Source organism: Corynebacterium sp. H128 (genome assembly GCF_037482625.1).
Taxonomy (GTDB): Bacteria; Actinomycetota; Actinomycetes; order Mycobacteriales; family Mycobacteriaceae; genus Corynebacterium.
Genome location: NZ_JBBHKW010000005.1, coordinates 76,323 through 89,855, shown reverse-complemented (window position 1 = coordinate 89,855; position 13,533 = coordinate 76,323). Strand labels below are relative to the sequence as shown.

Sequence of the window (13,533 nt, the reverse complement as noted above, 5' to 3'; positions counted from 1 at the left end):
GGTTTCTAAAGTCTATTGGGGGCCATGGTCTTTGGCCCGCGGTTCATTGCAATTTCACCCGAATGTAGGATCTCCCGGATGCCGAAGGGTTCCAGCACCTCCAGCAGTGCCCGGAGCTTACCAGGAGTGCCGGTGGCCTCGATCACAACTGATTCGGGCGCCACGTCGACCACACGAGCTCGGAAAATATTCGCAGCATCCACGACGTGCGGACGAGTGGTGTTATCCGCGCTGACCTTGACGAACATCAGCGCGCGGGCAATCGTGTTTTCCTCATCCAGCCGTACAACTTTCAGGACGGGCACCATCTTGTTGAGCTGCTTGGTGATCTGCTCCACGGCATGTTCCTCACCGTAGAACACGATGGTGATGCGGTTGATGCCTTCATTCTCCGTGCGCGCCGAGGACATGGAATACATGCTGAAACCGCGGCGGGCAAACATTCCGGAAATGCGGGAGATGATGGCGTCTTGGTCTTGGACGAGCACGCTCAGGGTATGGCGTGGTCCGCTTGGCGTGATCATTAGTGCTCCCTCTCCATAACCTCGGAAACGTCCTGTGGGCTGTCTTCTTCAAACAGTGGCTGCAAGCCCTTGGCGTACTGGATATCTGAGTTGGAGTGACCGGCAGCGACCATCGGCCACACCTGAGAGTCCTCCCCCACGATGAAATCAATCACCACCGGTCGGTCATTGATTTCTCGCGCCTTCTGAATGGTCGGCAGGACTTCCTCATCTTTGGTAACGCGGAATGCCGCGCAGCCCATCGCCTCAGCCAGCCCGACGAAGTCCGGAAGGTAGTTGTCCCGCTCGCCCAGGTTGGAGTTGGAATGTCTACCGTCATAGAACAGCGTCTGCCACTGGCGGACCATACCCAGGTTACCGTTGTTGATCAACGCCACCTTGATAGGAAAGCCCTCCACAGCACAGGTAACCAGCTCCTGGTTAGTCATCTGGAAACAGCCGTCGCCGTCGATCGCCCAGACTTCCTTGTCCGGGTGTGCGGCCTTGGCTCCCATGGCTGCCGGGATGGCATACCCCATGGTCCCGAGACCGCCGGAGTTCAGCCATGTGCGGGGCTTCTCAAAATCAAGGAACTGCGCTGACCACATCTGATGCTGACCGACGCCCGCACAGTAGATGGCATCAGGACCTGCCTCCTGCGAAAGCGTCTGAATCACAAATTGCGGCTCCACGATGTCCGGCCCCTGCTCCTCATAGCCACGCGGAAAGCGACTCTTGAGGTCATTGAGGTAGGTCAGCCACTGGGACATACGCGGCGCGGGCAGGTCATGTGCCCGATATGCCTCCAGCAGTGCGCTGAGCACTTCGGCAGCGTCTCCGACGATGGGAACTGCGGTTTCGCGAATCTTGCCGATCTCCGCCGGGTCAATATCAGCGTGGATGACCTGTGCGCCGGGGGCGAAGCTCTTGACTTGTCCGGTGACGCGGTCGTCGAAACGCGCGCCGATGGTGATCAGCAGATCGGCGCCTTGTAGCGCACCGACGGCAGGAACCGCACCATGCATCCCCGGCATGCCCATGTGCTGTGGATGGGAATTCGGGAATGCTCCGAGTGCCATGAGGGTGGTGACAACCGGGATGCCCGTGTGCTCCGCAAATGCGTGGAGCTGGGCGGAGGCGTTGGCTTTGATCACGCCACCGCCGATATAGAGGACAGGTCGTTCTGCTGCGGCGATCATCCGCACTGCCTCATCGATCTGGCGCGCGTGCGGGGTAGTGACCGGGCGATAACCGGGCAGATTCATCACCGGCGGCCAGGAAAACTCCATCAGCCCTTCCTGGACGTTCTTCGGAACATCCACCAGAACCGGCCCTGGGCGGCCTGTCGACGCCAGGTGGAAAGCCTCCGCGATCGCGGCCGGGATTTCCTGTGGATCAGTGACCATGAAGTTGTGCTTGGTCACTGGGATGGTGATGCCGCGGATGTCGGCTTCCTGGAAGGCATCGGTACCCAGCAGACCAAGACCCACCTGGCCGGTAATGGCGACGATAGGGACTGAATCCAAGTTGGCGTCGGCAAGCGGAGTGACCAAGTTCGTGGCGCCCGGGCCGGAAGTCGCGATGCACACACCGACCTTTCCGGAGGCTTGAGCATAGCCGGTGGCGGCATGGCCCGCGCCCTGCTCGTGTCGCACAAGCACATGGTTGATCTTCGAGGAGGAATGCAGCGGATCGTAGAGTGGGAGCACCGCTCCACCTGGAATACCGAATACAACGTCGGTGCCTAGTTCTTCCAGCGCACGAACGATGGCCTGCGCGCCGGTCATTTTCTCCGGCTGCTGAGATCTAACTCGCTTGGCCAACGCCGCAGGGGACGGGGCCGGACCGGTGGTTCCTGGCTCAGTCACAAGATGCTCCTTTAAGTATCTGCATTGATTTCCTCTCCTCGCTTTGCCTGGGGTCCTGCGGGTGGTGGTCCTGAGCTACAGCAACTTGATGTGAAAACGGGGCTTAAACGTCAAAACCCTCGTCCAACACTGTGGTGGGTGTTGTCGAGGGCGCTTGACTGGGGACGACTTGAAGCAGATGTCGCTACGGCAAGCGCCGTGTGCGTACGAGTACTACAAGTCGAATAATGTGCATGCCTCGATAATACACATTGCAGTTCGGGCGGTTGGTGGTTTTGGGAATTTAGTTCCACTCCCCAGAATTGTCCCACACTTTGAAACAGTTGTCCCATTTTTTCCCCCATTGCTGGCGAGTGACTTCGATCACCTGCGCAAATGTGACCGCCGCTACCAGGCGGCCTACCCCGACTGCCTCAAAACCGCTCTTCCATGCCTACAATGACAGCTATGAGTTCTGACACCGCCCAGGCATCACAAGTGCCCTCGGCAACCACGTTCAACGCAGACCGCACCCACCTACTTGGTGCGGGTGTCATGGGACTGATTTCGCTCCTCGTGATCGGCGCTAAGCCGCTGTATCTGTTCTGGCTCTTGGCTATTCCCCTCGTATTCGCCTACTGGGTCCTCAAATCTAAGACCACGGTCGACGAGCGCGGCATCACCGCGCACTACGCCTTTTCCAAGCCAAAATCAGTGATGTGGGAAGAATTCAGCGGAATCCGCTTCGGAGGCAGCAAAGCCTACGCGCGGACAACATCAGAATCAGAGTTTTCCCTCCCGGGTGTCTCATTCAACTCTTTGCCTGCGCTCAGCCAGGCCTCCCAAGGTCGCATCGTCGATGTCCTGACCGCGGGCCGCGAAGCAGCTGATGAAAAGGTGGTCATCTTTCACCGCGACGGCCGCCAAGTCATCATGAGCAAAGAGGAAGCCGAGAGTCGCACAGACTGAGGCGCCACGGGAACGAACCAACCCAAGAAAATGAGCCTGAAGCCATGATTCCCCTTCGTTCCACCGTAACCACCGTTGGCCGCAACGCTGCTGGTGCCCGCGCGCTTTGGCGCGCAACGGGCATGGGCGACAATGACTTTGGCAAGCCAATCATCGCGATCGCCAACTCATATACTCAGTTCGTTCCCGGCCATGTCCACTTGAAGAACGTGGGCGACATCGTAGCGGAGGCTATTACAGCCGCCGGTGGCGTAGCCAAAGAATTCCACACGATTGCTGTCGACGACGGCATCGCCATGGGCCACGGTGGCATGCTGTACTCACTGCCTTCCCGCGAGATCATCGCCGATTCCGTGGAATACATGGTCAACGCACACACCGCTGATGCCCTGGTATGCATTTCCAACTGCGACAAGATCACCCCAGGCATGCTCAATGCCGCCCTACGCCTTAATATCCCCGTCGTTTTTGTTTCCGGTGGCCCGATGGAGGCTGGCAAAGCAGTAGTGGTCGATGGCGTGGCGCACGCACCGACGGATCTGATCACCGCGATCTCCGCCTCAGCAAGCGATGCCGTAGATGACGCCGGACTCAGCGCTGTGGAGCAGTCCGCCTGCCCAACCTGCGGTTCCTGCTCCGGCATGTTCACCGCAAACTCGATGAATTGTCTTACCGAAGCCCTCGGGCTTTCACTGCCAGGCAACGGCTCCACGCTGGCGACTCATCAATCCCGCCGCGCGCTCTTTGAAAAGGCGGGCAGCACGATCGTCGAGTTAGCACAGCGCTACTACCAGGATGGCGACGAGTCCGTCTTGCCGCGCAACATCGCCAACCGGGCAGCCTTCGAGAACGCAATGGCGCTGGACATGGCGATGGGCGGCTCGACCAACACCGTCCTGCACATCCTCGCTGCAGCTCAGGAAGGTGGGATAGATTTCGACCTGGCTGATATCGATGCACTGTCCAAGAGGGTCGGATGCCTGTCCAAGGTCTCCCCTAATTCGAATTACCACATGGAGGATGTCCACCGAGCAGGCGGTATCCCGGCGATCCTCGGCGAACTCTATCGTGGCGGCCTCCTCAACACCGCCGTCCACTCGGTGCACGCCGACTCGCTGCAGGAGTGGATCGCCCAATGGGACATCCGCTCGGGCACGGCCAGCGCGGAAGCTATTGAGCTCTTCCGCGCCGCGCCAGGCGGCATCCGGACCACCGAGCCTTTTTCCACAGCCAACCGCTGGGAAACCCTCGACACCGACGCAGAAAACGGCTGTATCCGCGACGTGGCCCACGCCTACACCAAAGATGGCGGCCTCGCCGTTTTGCGTGGCAACGTCGCTCCCGACGGCGCGATCATCAAGGCCGCGGGCATTGAAGAAGAGCTCTGGCATTTCAGCGGTCCTGCCCGCGTGGTCGAGTCCCAAGAGGAAGCCGTGTCCGTGATCCTCAATCGCACTATTCAGGCCGGCGAGGTCCTGGTGGTGCGCTATGAAGGCCCCTCCGGCGGACCGGGGATGCAGGAGATGCTGCACCCGACAGCCTTCCTCAAGGGCGCAGGACTTGGCAAGAAGTGCGCCCTCATCACAGACGGCCGCTTCTCCGGAGGCTCCTCTGGGCTCTCCGTCGGCCACATCTCCCCTGAGGCCGCACATGGCGGAGTTATCGGGTTGATCGAAGACGGCGACATCGTCACCATCGACGTGCACACCCGCGAGCTGTCAGTGGCTGTCGACGAGGATGAGTTGCAGCGGCGTCGAGAAGCGATGACGGCAAGCGATCGCCCCTGGCAGCCACGCGCGCGCAACCGCCCGGTGACCAAGGCATTGCGTGCCTACGCGGCGTTGGCAACCTCCGCCGACAAGGGGGCCGTCCGCCAAGTGGACTAAGATACAGTCCCATGACTTTTGAGGTTTCTCCGAAACTCCGGAAAACGATCACCGCCATGGGACTGACAATCGGCCTCTGGCAGATCATTAACTACTTTCTCAACTGGCATTCCCGCATCGATATGGAGGTGTACCGGGCGGGGGCGCGCGCCTTCATCGACAACAAATCCTTATACGAAAGCCCCTTTGATGTTGGTGGCATCGCGCTGCCCTTCATCTACCCACCATTCGGTGCGGCGATCCTGACTCCTTTCGCCTTGATGAGCGACGTGGTGGCGGGAATCGCGATCATTCTCATGTCGGCGGCGCTGACCTTCCTATGCATCTTCGTCATCGCACGAGCCCTGATGCCCCGCACCCCAGAGCTCGCGCTGATGTACACCGCGCTGATCTGGCCACTGGCGCTGCTGTCCGAACCCCACACACAGAACGCCAACTTCGGCCAAATCAACGTCCTAGTGATGGCGCTGTGTGTGCTCGACCTCGTCCCACGCAAGCGCTTTCTGCCCCAAGGCACCCTGATCGGTATCGCCGCCGCAATCAAGCTCACCCCGGTGATGCTGTGCCTGTACTTCCTACTCCGCAAAGACTTCAAGGCCATTGGATTCGCCGCGCTCTCTGGTGTCATCGTCACCGCACTCGCCGCCTGTATTCGCCTGAGCGCGACCAAGGAATACTTCCTCGGCATGCTGCTAAAGATGAATTCGACCTCCGGGGCCGGAGTCGGCACTGCCTACTTGTCGAATCAGTCGATCAAGGGCATGCTTGCGCGCTGGGCACCTTCGGAAGAGGCCGCGATGGCGCACCAAGGCTTGATCGATACAGCCTGGCTGGTGATCGTGCTGCTCGCAATTGCGCTCTGTGCGCATTTGATGCTGCTGATGCTGCGCCGCGGCATGCTTATCGACGCCGGGCTGGTCAACGCCGGCCTGATGCTGATGATCTCCCCCATCTCCTGGACCCACCACTGGGTCTGGATGCCGCTTTTCGCCATGGCTCTCATTTACCGCTGGGTGAACACGCCAGGAAACCCGGTTGAGCTGGCAGTTTCCGGAATAGCGACGTGGCTATTCTGTCTCCAAATCAAGCCGCAGTGGATCTTCGGCGACCTTGGCAACGAGATGTTCCAGCTCAACTTCGGCCAGAAGTTCATCCTGTCCGGTTACTTATGGCTGATGATCGCGATCCTGATCAGCCTGTATGTGTCGCTGCTGCGAGGTTCGCGGCGAACCATCGATAGCTAACTTCCCTGGATGTCACTGGTTTTCACTAAGCCTGTACTGGGAAGTTCGGCATTTAAAGTTCAGCGGAATACCCGACTGTTCGGCTTAGGCAAACGCTTGCAGTTGATCGCGAACCCCTTTTGCCGAACTTCCCAGGGCGGTGTCACCGGTTTTCACTAACCCTGAGCACGGAAGTTCGGCATTTGAAGTTCTACAAGTAGCCGCCGAACATGCAAAAAGACCGGAGCCCACCTCGGGGCTTTCCGGCCTTTTCAAGAACTTAAACTGCTAGCCCAGCGGGTTGGTGCCCGCCAAGAACCACCACATGAGGACTGCACCAGCGATACCGATGATGACCCAGATCCACGAGGAAGCCAGTGGGCGACGAGCCCAGCTGCGGGAGACGTCGAGGGAAACTTTGCCGGGGCCGGTGAATTGCAAGCCAAGTGCGAGCACAGCAAGCAGGATCGGCAGGAGGAGTTCCGGTGCTGGATTGAGCAGGTTAAGTCCCTCGGATTGCGCGATGGCGTGGACGGCGTTGAAGCCAGTGACCGCAGTGGCTACCGCTGCGGCTACCGGGGTAAGCAGGCCTACCAGCAGGAAAACGCCTGCGATAAGCTCCATGGTTGGCACCATTAGCGACAACAGTTCCGGCATCGCGTAGGTACCGTACTCGCTCTTGAGCTCGTTGAGGCCTGGGGCGCCGCCGAGCTGGAAGAAAGTGCGCAGCGCGGACAGGAGCAAAACGGCACCAACCACTACGCGGATAATCATCAGGCCGAGGTCGATGGTGCCGCGGCGACCGTCGCCGTGGCGGTTATCGATAACTGTCTCGTCCTCGCTGTACGTACCGACCGCCGGAGCTGCGTATGTGTCATCAGGTAGCGGCGCAGCCATGGTTTGCGGCTGGTAGTTGTTAGTAGGCGCGGAAAACTCCGCGGTCGGCTCGGGCTCACTGCTTACGCGGTAAAGATTACTGGTGGCTTCGGGCTCGTTCTTCATCTCTGCCTCGCTCGTTGTAGTTGTTGGCTTGTCAGTAGCATCCGGCTCGATGTTTTTCGGCGCGGTCCTACCAAAACGCTGATAGAACTTACCCATCGAACCAGTGTCCGAAGATTCATCCGCCTTGTAGGTGGGTACGTCCTCAAGGCCGTCTAGCTCGTTTGGCTGTGCTCGATCTGGCGTTGGTTGGTTGCTCATGCACCAAGATTAAGTCAGAAGATCTGCTTACGTGCCCACAAACACGGCAATTTCTGGAGTCGATTGGGTAACGGCAGGGTTGACTCCAAAGGAAAGCCCCCATATGGTTGACACATCATCATTGAGGAGTGGAGGCGAACATGTGCGAAGACTGGGCAGGGGATCCACAGAACGCGTCCCCGGATGGCGAATTCATCCGCGACACCAATTACATTGAAGATCGAATTGTGGCGGGCAGCAGCGAGGTCACGAGGCAACCCGACGGCACCTATCATTGGCCAGTTGCAGCGGGCCGGTATCGACTCATGGCGGCCCGCGCATGCCCGTGGGCACACCGCACGATCATCACTCGGCGCCTGCTCGGCCTCGAGAAGGCGATCTCACTATCGCTCGCCGCACCGACCCATGACATCCGCTCCTGGAACTACGAGCTCTACGCAGACGGGGCCGACCCCGTGTTAGGTATCCGCCGTCTGCAAGAAGCCTATTTTCGGCGCTTTCCCGACTACCCGCGCGGCATCACCGTACCCGCCCTGGTAGATATCCCCACTGGCAAGGTAGTGACTAACAACTATCCCCAGATCACGCTGGATTTCGGCTCCGAATGGCGCGAGTTCCACCGCGAGGGCGCGCCAGATCTCTACCCAGCACAGCTGCGGGAGGAGATTGACGCGATAAACCGGCGAATTTTCACAGAAGTAAACAACGGTGTCTACCGCTGTGGCTTCGCGGGCAGTCAGGAGCATTACGATGCCGCCTACCAGCGCCTATTCAACGCACTCGACTGGTTGGAGGAGCGGCTAGCAACGCGCCGATACTTAGTCGGCGGGCACATCACCGAGGCCGATGTGCGCCTGTTCCCCACGCTAGTGCGCTTTGACGTTTGTTATTACTCGCACTTCAAGTGCAGTCGCAATCGAATCAAGGATATGCCCAACCTCTGGGGCTATCTGCGCGACCTCTTCCAAACTCCCGGCTTCGGCGACACCACCGATTTAGCGCAGGTCAAGCAGCACTATTTCATCACGCACGCCGAGATCAACCCGACCCGCATCGTGCCCCAGGGGCCCGACATGAGTGATTTACTCTCCCCACATGGGCGCGCGGAGCTGGGTGGGGAACCATTTACGGCAGGAGCAACCCCACCCGGCCCAGTCCCTACCGACGAGCAAGTCCCGCCGCTGCTTTAGCGCAAGTACTTGGCGGCGGCCGCCACCACCGAGTTAGTGAGGTCTTGGAGCATGGCGGACTGCAGTCGCCAGTGCTGCCAATAGAGCGGGACGTCGACGACACTGTCGTCGAGAAGCACCAGCTCACCCGAGTCCAAAAGTTCCTGACCTTGAATCTCCGAGACGAATGCCCAGCCCAGGCCGGTGCGCGCCGCCTCCAAAAATGCTTCCGAAGACGGGATTTGGGATACTCGGCGCTCGCGCGGACGTTCGGGAAGTCGGCCCCGCCAGTCATTTTCCTGCAGCGCGTCGTTAGGCCCATAACGCAGGACCGGCATTTCGGCCCAGTCGATACCCGAATCAGTAGTGTAGGCGGCCTTGAGCTGGGGAGCAGCGACCGCGCGATAACGCATAACACCCAGGTCGCGCACATCACAACCAGCGACCGGATTCGGTTCCGTCGTGACAGCACCCAAACAATCACCGCGGCGCAGCAGGGCCAACGAGTGCGCCTCATCTTCGATGCGCAGCTGTAGCGTGACATGATTCCACCCTGCGACTTCCGCAAACACCGAACTGAACCACGTGGCCAGCGAGTCCGCGTTAATTGCCACCGATAGCGGTACCCGCGCGATGCTCCGCTCGAGCGCAACATCCGTTTCTGCCTGCAGTAGTGCCATCCGTCGCGCCGCCTGGGCCAGGATTTCGCCAGCATCTGTGGCCGCGACGGGACTAGTGCGTCGAATGAGGACTCGCCCCATGTCCGACTCCAAGGCCTTAATACGCTGACTCACCGCACTGGGAGTGATGTGGAGCGCATCTGCGGCACCTTCAAAGCTGCCTTCGTCCAGCACTGCAAGCAGCGTGGATAGGTGGTTTTGGTTCATGAAGCAATTCTAACCTAGCTTAACGGAAACACGATAAAGAAACGCTCTCCAAGGATCCCCCAATGTAAGCGCCATTCAACTAGGATCAAAACCGTTAATTTTGCTTAAGTGATGATATTGGAGAGAAAAAGGCCATGAGCATCTTCTTGAGTGGCGTATTGATCGGACTATCCCTCATTGTGGCGATCGGCCCCCAAAACGCACTCATTATTAAACAGGGCATCAAACGCGAGCACGTGGTACCCGTCATCGGCGTGTGCCTACTCTCCGATGTCATCCTCATCCTGGGTGGCACGATTGGCGTCGGCAAGCTCATCGATAGCGCCCCCGAGTTCCTCACCGCCCTGAAGTGGCTCGGCGTCGTCTATCTGAGTTGGTTCGCCTTCACCTGTTTCCGCGACGCAACTCACCCCGCCACCAGCACCGTCGTAGCAGAGGTGGCGCCAGAACCCGCCAGCTTATCGACGTCCGCAGTGCTCACCCGCACCGTCACCCGCAACAAGCCCACGACAACGTGGCACAAACCAGTCCTCGCAGCTTTGGCTTTCACCTGGCTCAACCCAGCAGCCTATATAGATGCCCTCATCATGCTCGGCGGAATCGCCAATCAACACGGCGATGTGATGCGCTGGTATTTCTCGGCCGGCGCACTACTGGCAAGTGCGATTTGGTTCCCTACCATCGGATTCCTGGCTATCAAAGGTGCCGGTGCACTACAAAAGCCACACATCTGGCGAATCCTCAATGCTGTCATCGGCATCATTATGGTGTACATGGCGCTGCGGCTAGCCCTGCACTAGCAACAGTCGGCGCAGCAAAAAGCTCGCTGCCCATCCCCCTCTCATTTGGGATGGACAGCGAGCTTTAATCAGCTGTTAAGCAGCTCCTAGGCAGCAAACTTGCGGCGAGCAGCGAAGCCGCCAGCAGCGATCAGAGCCAGCAGCACGCCTGCGAGCAGCTGAGCAGCAGTATTATCGCCAGTCTCAGCCAGCACGCCACGCTTTTGTGGGCCTACACCCTTCACTTCGCCGGTTGGAGCAGGGCCACCATTAGCAACGCCTCGAACGTCACCCTTTGCGCCACCTTCTATGTCACCCTTCGGAGCCTCTGGCTTAGCAGAAGAACCCTTAGCAGCAGCGCTGGAGCCTTCAGTGGAAGTATCCGAAGATCCGCTAGAGCCGGCAGTGGAGCCAAGGTTCGCGCCGCCCTCAGAGGAAAGGATGCCACCGAAGGACAGCAGAGCAAGGGTCAGGCCGGTGAAGCCCAAGATGGTACGCGCATCCAGGTTGGCGGACGATCCCGTCTCATTCTCACGAGTAGTGGTGGTTGGCTTTGCGGAAGAGCCAGTCTCTAGCGCGCCTTCAATGCTGGTGGACAGATCCTGCGGCAGCGTAGCACCGGTGGAACCTGCAGTCACATTGCCGTTGATGTTCGCATCGGCAGCCTTGGTGTCAGTCGTTGGCTTCTTGGTGGTATCGCTAGCACCAGAGGATAGCAATGAAGCGGCAGCGCCAGCCTTCTCGGTGGAACCGGCGTTAGCCACTGCGTTGTCAGTGTCCTTTTCGCTGGCGGTCTCCCCCTCAGCCTTAGCGGCAAGTTCCGCGTCGGCCTTGATCTTCAGCTCGACCAGCTTCATGAGGTCGCCTGCCTGGATAGCCAGGTTGATCTCAGCTTTCAGCCCCTCGGACAGTTTGTTGTAGTTTTCCAGGGAACCAGCGATCCCCTCGATCGAGTAAGAGGAACCGTAGCTTGCCGACTGCGCAGCAGCTGCAGGCATCACTGCGAGAGACATGGCACCAGCAACGGCGAGTGCGGTAACGGAAGTCGCAAAACGCTTCATAGTAATCCTTCGTATAAAAATTAGGGCCATCACTGGCGTGCCACAATGTCGCCCCAGCCATGCGTGAGCCGGTCACTCACTTAAGCAATATCATTGCGCACTTCAGCAACTTTGGAAACTTAAACCACTCCAGTCACTTACATCACTTTCGTACCATTATCCACAATTGCCAGCTTATGGCATGTTTTTAAGGGCTGCCACCTACCCTAATGTAGGGGTAATTCCCATAAAGAAAATAGACTCCACTAGGGAAATTCCCAGTGAAGTCTACAAAAAAGCTATAACCGGATTTCTGGCAGCGGTGGCAGCGGCGGCGGAGGAAGCACCGGTGGCGGTGGCAGCGGTGGCAACTCCGGTGGCGGTGGCAATGGCGGCAAGGCCGGTGGTGGCGGCGCCGGTGCAGGCGCGGGCGCGGGTGCGGGTGCGGGAGCAGGTGCCGGTACCGCTGGCGCCATTGGAGCCCGGGGTTGCGGCACAACACTCGACGTTGGAGTCGGTGTCGCTTCAGTTGTCGGCGTTGCTGTTGGGGTCGGCGTCTCGGTTTCCGTCGCAGGTGGCGTCGATAAGCCCGCCTCTTCCCCGCCTGTTATCCCCTCAAGCTGCCAACCAACAACAGCGTTCTTCACCGAGCTAGCAAGGGGGTTGGGTGGCTGAATACAGCTAATCGTGAGCAGTCGGCCCGGCATAGCCGCCGTTCCCCAGATCTCATCTTGTCCACTGAGCGTGTCCTTGCTCGGCGCATGGAAATCGGTTGCCCGATACACCAACCAGCGCTCCCCCGAGTTGGCGGTGCGCACGAACAGCTTCGCGCCTTCACTAATCGTGTGGCGGTCTTCCTTGCCGTCATAGAGGTTATTGAACACCGCCGGAACCCCAGCACCCGTATGCCCGGCGATTACGACGATGTCCTGAGAATTCGTACCTGGCAGCGTGTAGGGCCGATCATCAGCGGTATAAACGCAGGCGTTTCCCATGGATTCCGGATCGATGGCGCCATTTTTGACCCGGCAGGAATGCTCATCCACATTGGCCCGGATCCCCACATCGGGGATGACGATCTCGAGCGCCTGGCTCGGATCAATGCGCGGCAGATCCTGAGTCTGCACTGTCCCCGCGGTCACCGCCGCGGGCATCTCCGCCTCGCGTGAACACCCAGCTGCGAACATCAAAGACGCACACAGGGCCGCCGCCACGACCGCCTGTTTTCCCATCGCCAGTGACCTTTCTTCAAACGCTATATTTTGGGAATATTAACACCGCTTATCGACGCCCCGGTTGCGCCACACTCATCCCACTGGCGCAAACACCAAAACCCCGTCACTCAAGGAGCGACGAGGTCAGGTAGAACTAGCAGAACTAGACAGTCTTGCGACGCAGGATGAAGGCAGCACAACCTGCAATCGTCACAGCGAGCATAGCCAGGATGGCCATGGAGCCAGACTCCGAGCCGGTCTGGGCAAGCACGCCACGCTGCTGGGTAGCAGGAGCAGCTGGCTTAACGCCCTTCTGTGGTGCGTTAGGGTCAATGCCCTTCTGCGGTGCGTTAGGGTCAATGCCCTTCTCTGGCGCAGCTGGCACCTCTGGAGCAGGGGCCGGAGCCTCAGGGGCTGGCTGCTGCTGGTCAGAAGAAGCACCGGAAGACAGCAGCGCGGAGGAACCCAGTACTGACAGACCAACGCCTGCAGCACTCAGGGCATCCTCGGCAGAGGAACCTTCATCAGGAGTAGGAGCATCAGTTACGGACAAAATACATACGGTTTCGCCGGCAGCTGCATTCTGCGCCGCTACGAGGGCCTGAACCTGGGCCAAGTTCGCAGCTCGCTCCTCAACTGGAAGAGCATTGTGAGCTTCAACAGCAGCCAGCACAGCAGCCGAGCACTCGCCATTTTCAGTGTTTTGTGCAACCACTACCTGAGCGGTCTGAGCATATGCAGGGTTAGCACCGAGAGCCATTGCGCCAGCGATTGCAATGGCGGAAGCAGACTTTACAAAGCGCTTCATAGGATATT

12 protein-coding genes are annotated in these 13,533 nt (G+C 59.2%); 5 read left to right on the top strand and 7 right to left on the bottom strand.

The annotated features are described in order from the left end of the window. Positions 1-5: 5 nt before the first annotated feature. Both ilvN and WG915_RS06180 read right to left on the bottom strand, forming a co-directional pair. The gene (ilvN, locus tag WG915_RS06185) at positions 6-524 is read right to left on the bottom strand and encodes an acetolactate synthase small subunit (protein ID WP_339564509.1); all 519 of its coding nucleotides are present in this window, start codon (positions 522-524) and stop codon (positions 6-8) included. Further along, a complete protein-coding gene (locus WG915_RS06180) occupies positions 524-2,371 on the bottom strand; it encodes an acetolactate synthase large subunit (protein WP_339564508.1) in 1,848 nt (615 codons plus the stop codon). Before WG915_RS06180 ends, ilvN begins: the two co-directional genes overlap by 1 nt. Positions 2,372-2,818: 447 nt before the next feature. Here WG915_RS06180 and WG915_RS06175 point away from each other — a divergent pair, with 447 nt between their 5' ends. From WG915_RS06175 to WG915_RS06165, 3 genes are read left to right on the top strand one after another with little or no spacing between them, the layout of a single operon-like run. Next, the gene (locus WG915_RS06175; protein ID WP_339564507.1) at positions 2,819-3,319 is read left to right on the top strand and encodes a PH domain-containing protein; all 501 of its coding nucleotides are present in this window, start codon (positions 2,819-2,821) and stop codon (positions 3,317-3,319) included. Positions 3,320-3,363: 44 nt separating this feature from the next. Next, positions 3,364-5,205, top strand: coding sequence for a dihydroxy-acid dehydratase (ilvD, locus tag WG915_RS06170; protein WP_339564506.1), 1,842 nt, complete (start codon positions 3,364-3,366; stop codon positions 5,203-5,205). Between the two features lie 11 nt (positions 5,206-5,216). Beyond that, positions 5,217-6,449, top strand: a complete 1,233-nt coding sequence (locus tag WG915_RS06165) for a glycosyltransferase family 87 protein (protein ID WP_339564505.1) — start codon at positions 5,217-5,219, stop codon at positions 6,447-6,449. Positions 6,450-6,716: 267 nt separating this feature from the next. Here the strand turns inward: WG915_RS06165 and WG915_RS06160 are convergent, their stop codons facing one another. After that, on the bottom strand, positions 6,717-7,628 hold the full coding sequence (locus WG915_RS06160) for a DoxX family protein (RefSeq protein WP_339564504.1): 912 nt from the start codon (positions 7,626-7,628) through the stop codon (positions 6,717-6,719). Positions 7,629-7,768: 140 nt separating this feature from the next. Here WG915_RS06160 and WG915_RS06155 point away from each other — a divergent pair, with 140 nt between their 5' ends. Beyond that, complete coding sequence (locus tag WG915_RS06155; protein WP_339564503.1) at positions 7,769-8,818, top strand: glutathione S-transferase family protein; 1,050 nt, start codon at positions 7,769-7,771, stop codon at positions 8,816-8,818. On the opposite strand, the gene WG915_RS06150 is transcribed toward WG915_RS06155, so the two are convergent. After that, entirely contained in the window at positions 8,815-9,684 is an 870-nt protein-coding gene (locus WG915_RS06150) for a LysR family transcriptional regulator ArgP (protein ID WP_339564502.1), read from the bottom strand. The genes WG915_RS06155 and WG915_RS06150 overlap by 4 nt on opposite strands. 134 nt (positions 9,685-9,818) lie before the next feature. On the opposite strand from WG915_RS06150, the gene WG915_RS06145 reads away from it, so the two are divergent. Continuing rightward, on the top strand, positions 9,819-10,484 hold the full coding sequence (locus WG915_RS06145; protein WP_339564501.1) for a LysE/ArgO family amino acid transporter: 666 nt from the start codon (positions 9,819-9,821) through the stop codon (positions 10,482-10,484). 86 nt (positions 10,485-10,570) lie between these two features. Here the strand turns inward: WG915_RS06145 and WG915_RS06140 are convergent, their stop codons facing one another. The 3 genes from WG915_RS06140 to WG915_RS06130 all read right to left on the bottom strand — a co-directional run bounded on the left by WG915_RS06140 (position 10,571) and on the right by WG915_RS06130 (position 13,525). Continuing rightward, the gene (locus WG915_RS06140; protein WP_339564500.1) at positions 10,571-11,524 is read right to left on the bottom strand and encodes an LPXTG cell wall anchor domain-containing protein; all 954 of its coding nucleotides are present in this window, start codon (positions 11,522-11,524) and stop codon (positions 10,571-10,573) included. 278 nt (positions 11,525-11,802) lie between these two features. After that, positions 11,803-12,735, bottom strand: coding sequence for a hypothetical protein (locus tag WG915_RS06135; RefSeq protein WP_339564499.1), 933 nt, complete (start codon positions 12,733-12,735; stop codon positions 11,803-11,805). Positions 12,736-12,880: 145 nt separating this feature from the next. After that, on the bottom strand, positions 12,881-13,525 hold the full coding sequence (locus WG915_RS06130; protein WP_339564498.1) for an LPXTG cell wall anchor domain-containing protein: 645 nt from the start codon (positions 13,523-13,525) through the stop codon (positions 12,881-12,883). Positions 13,526-13,533: the final 8 nt, after the last annotated feature.

What these genes read in the sequence shown, in the direction of transcription:
- ilvN (WP_339564509.1), bottom strand. Translation starts at nt 524, where the DNA reads ATGATCACGCCAAGCGGACCACGCCATACCCTGAGCGTGCTCGTCCAA.
- WG915_RS06175 (WP_339564507.1), top strand. Translation starts at nt 2,819, where the DNA reads ATGAGTTCTGACACCGCCCAGGCATCACAAGTGCCCTCGGCAACCACG.
- ilvD (WP_339564506.1), top strand. Translation starts at nt 3,364, where the DNA reads ATGATTCCCCTTCGTTCCACCGTAACCACCGTTGGCCGCAACGCTGCT.
- WG915_RS06165 (WP_339564505.1), top strand. Translation starts at nt 5,217, where the DNA reads ATGACTTTTGAGGTTTCTCCGAAACTCCGGAAAACGATCACCGCCATG.
- WG915_RS06160 (WP_339564504.1), bottom strand. Translation starts at nt 7,628, where the DNA reads ATGAGCAACCAACCAACGCCAGATCGAGCACAGCCAAACGAGCTAGAC.
- WG915_RS06155 (WP_339564503.1), top strand. Translation starts at nt 7,769, where the DNA reads ATGTGCGAAGACTGGGCAGGGGATCCACAGAACGCGTCCCCGGATGGC.
- WG915_RS06150 (WP_339564502.1), bottom strand. Translation starts at nt 9,684, where the DNA reads ATGAACCAAAACCACCTATCCACGCTGCTTGCAGTGCTGGACGAAGGC.
- WG915_RS06145 (WP_339564501.1), top strand. Translation starts at nt 9,819, where the DNA reads ATGAGCATCTTCTTGAGTGGCGTATTGATCGGACTATCCCTCATTGTG.
- WG915_RS06140 (WP_339564500.1), bottom strand. Translation starts at nt 11,524, where the DNA reads ATGAAGCGTTTTGCGACTTCCGTTACCGCACTCGCCGTTGCTGGTGCC.
- WG915_RS06135 (WP_339564499.1), bottom strand. Translation starts at nt 12,735, where the DNA reads ATGGGAAAACAGGCGGTCGTGGCGGCGGCCCTGTGTGCGTCTTTGATG.
- WG915_RS06130 (WP_339564498.1), bottom strand. Translation starts at nt 13,525, where the DNA reads ATGAAGCGCTTTGTAAAGTCTGCTTCCGCCATTGCAATCGCTGGCGCA.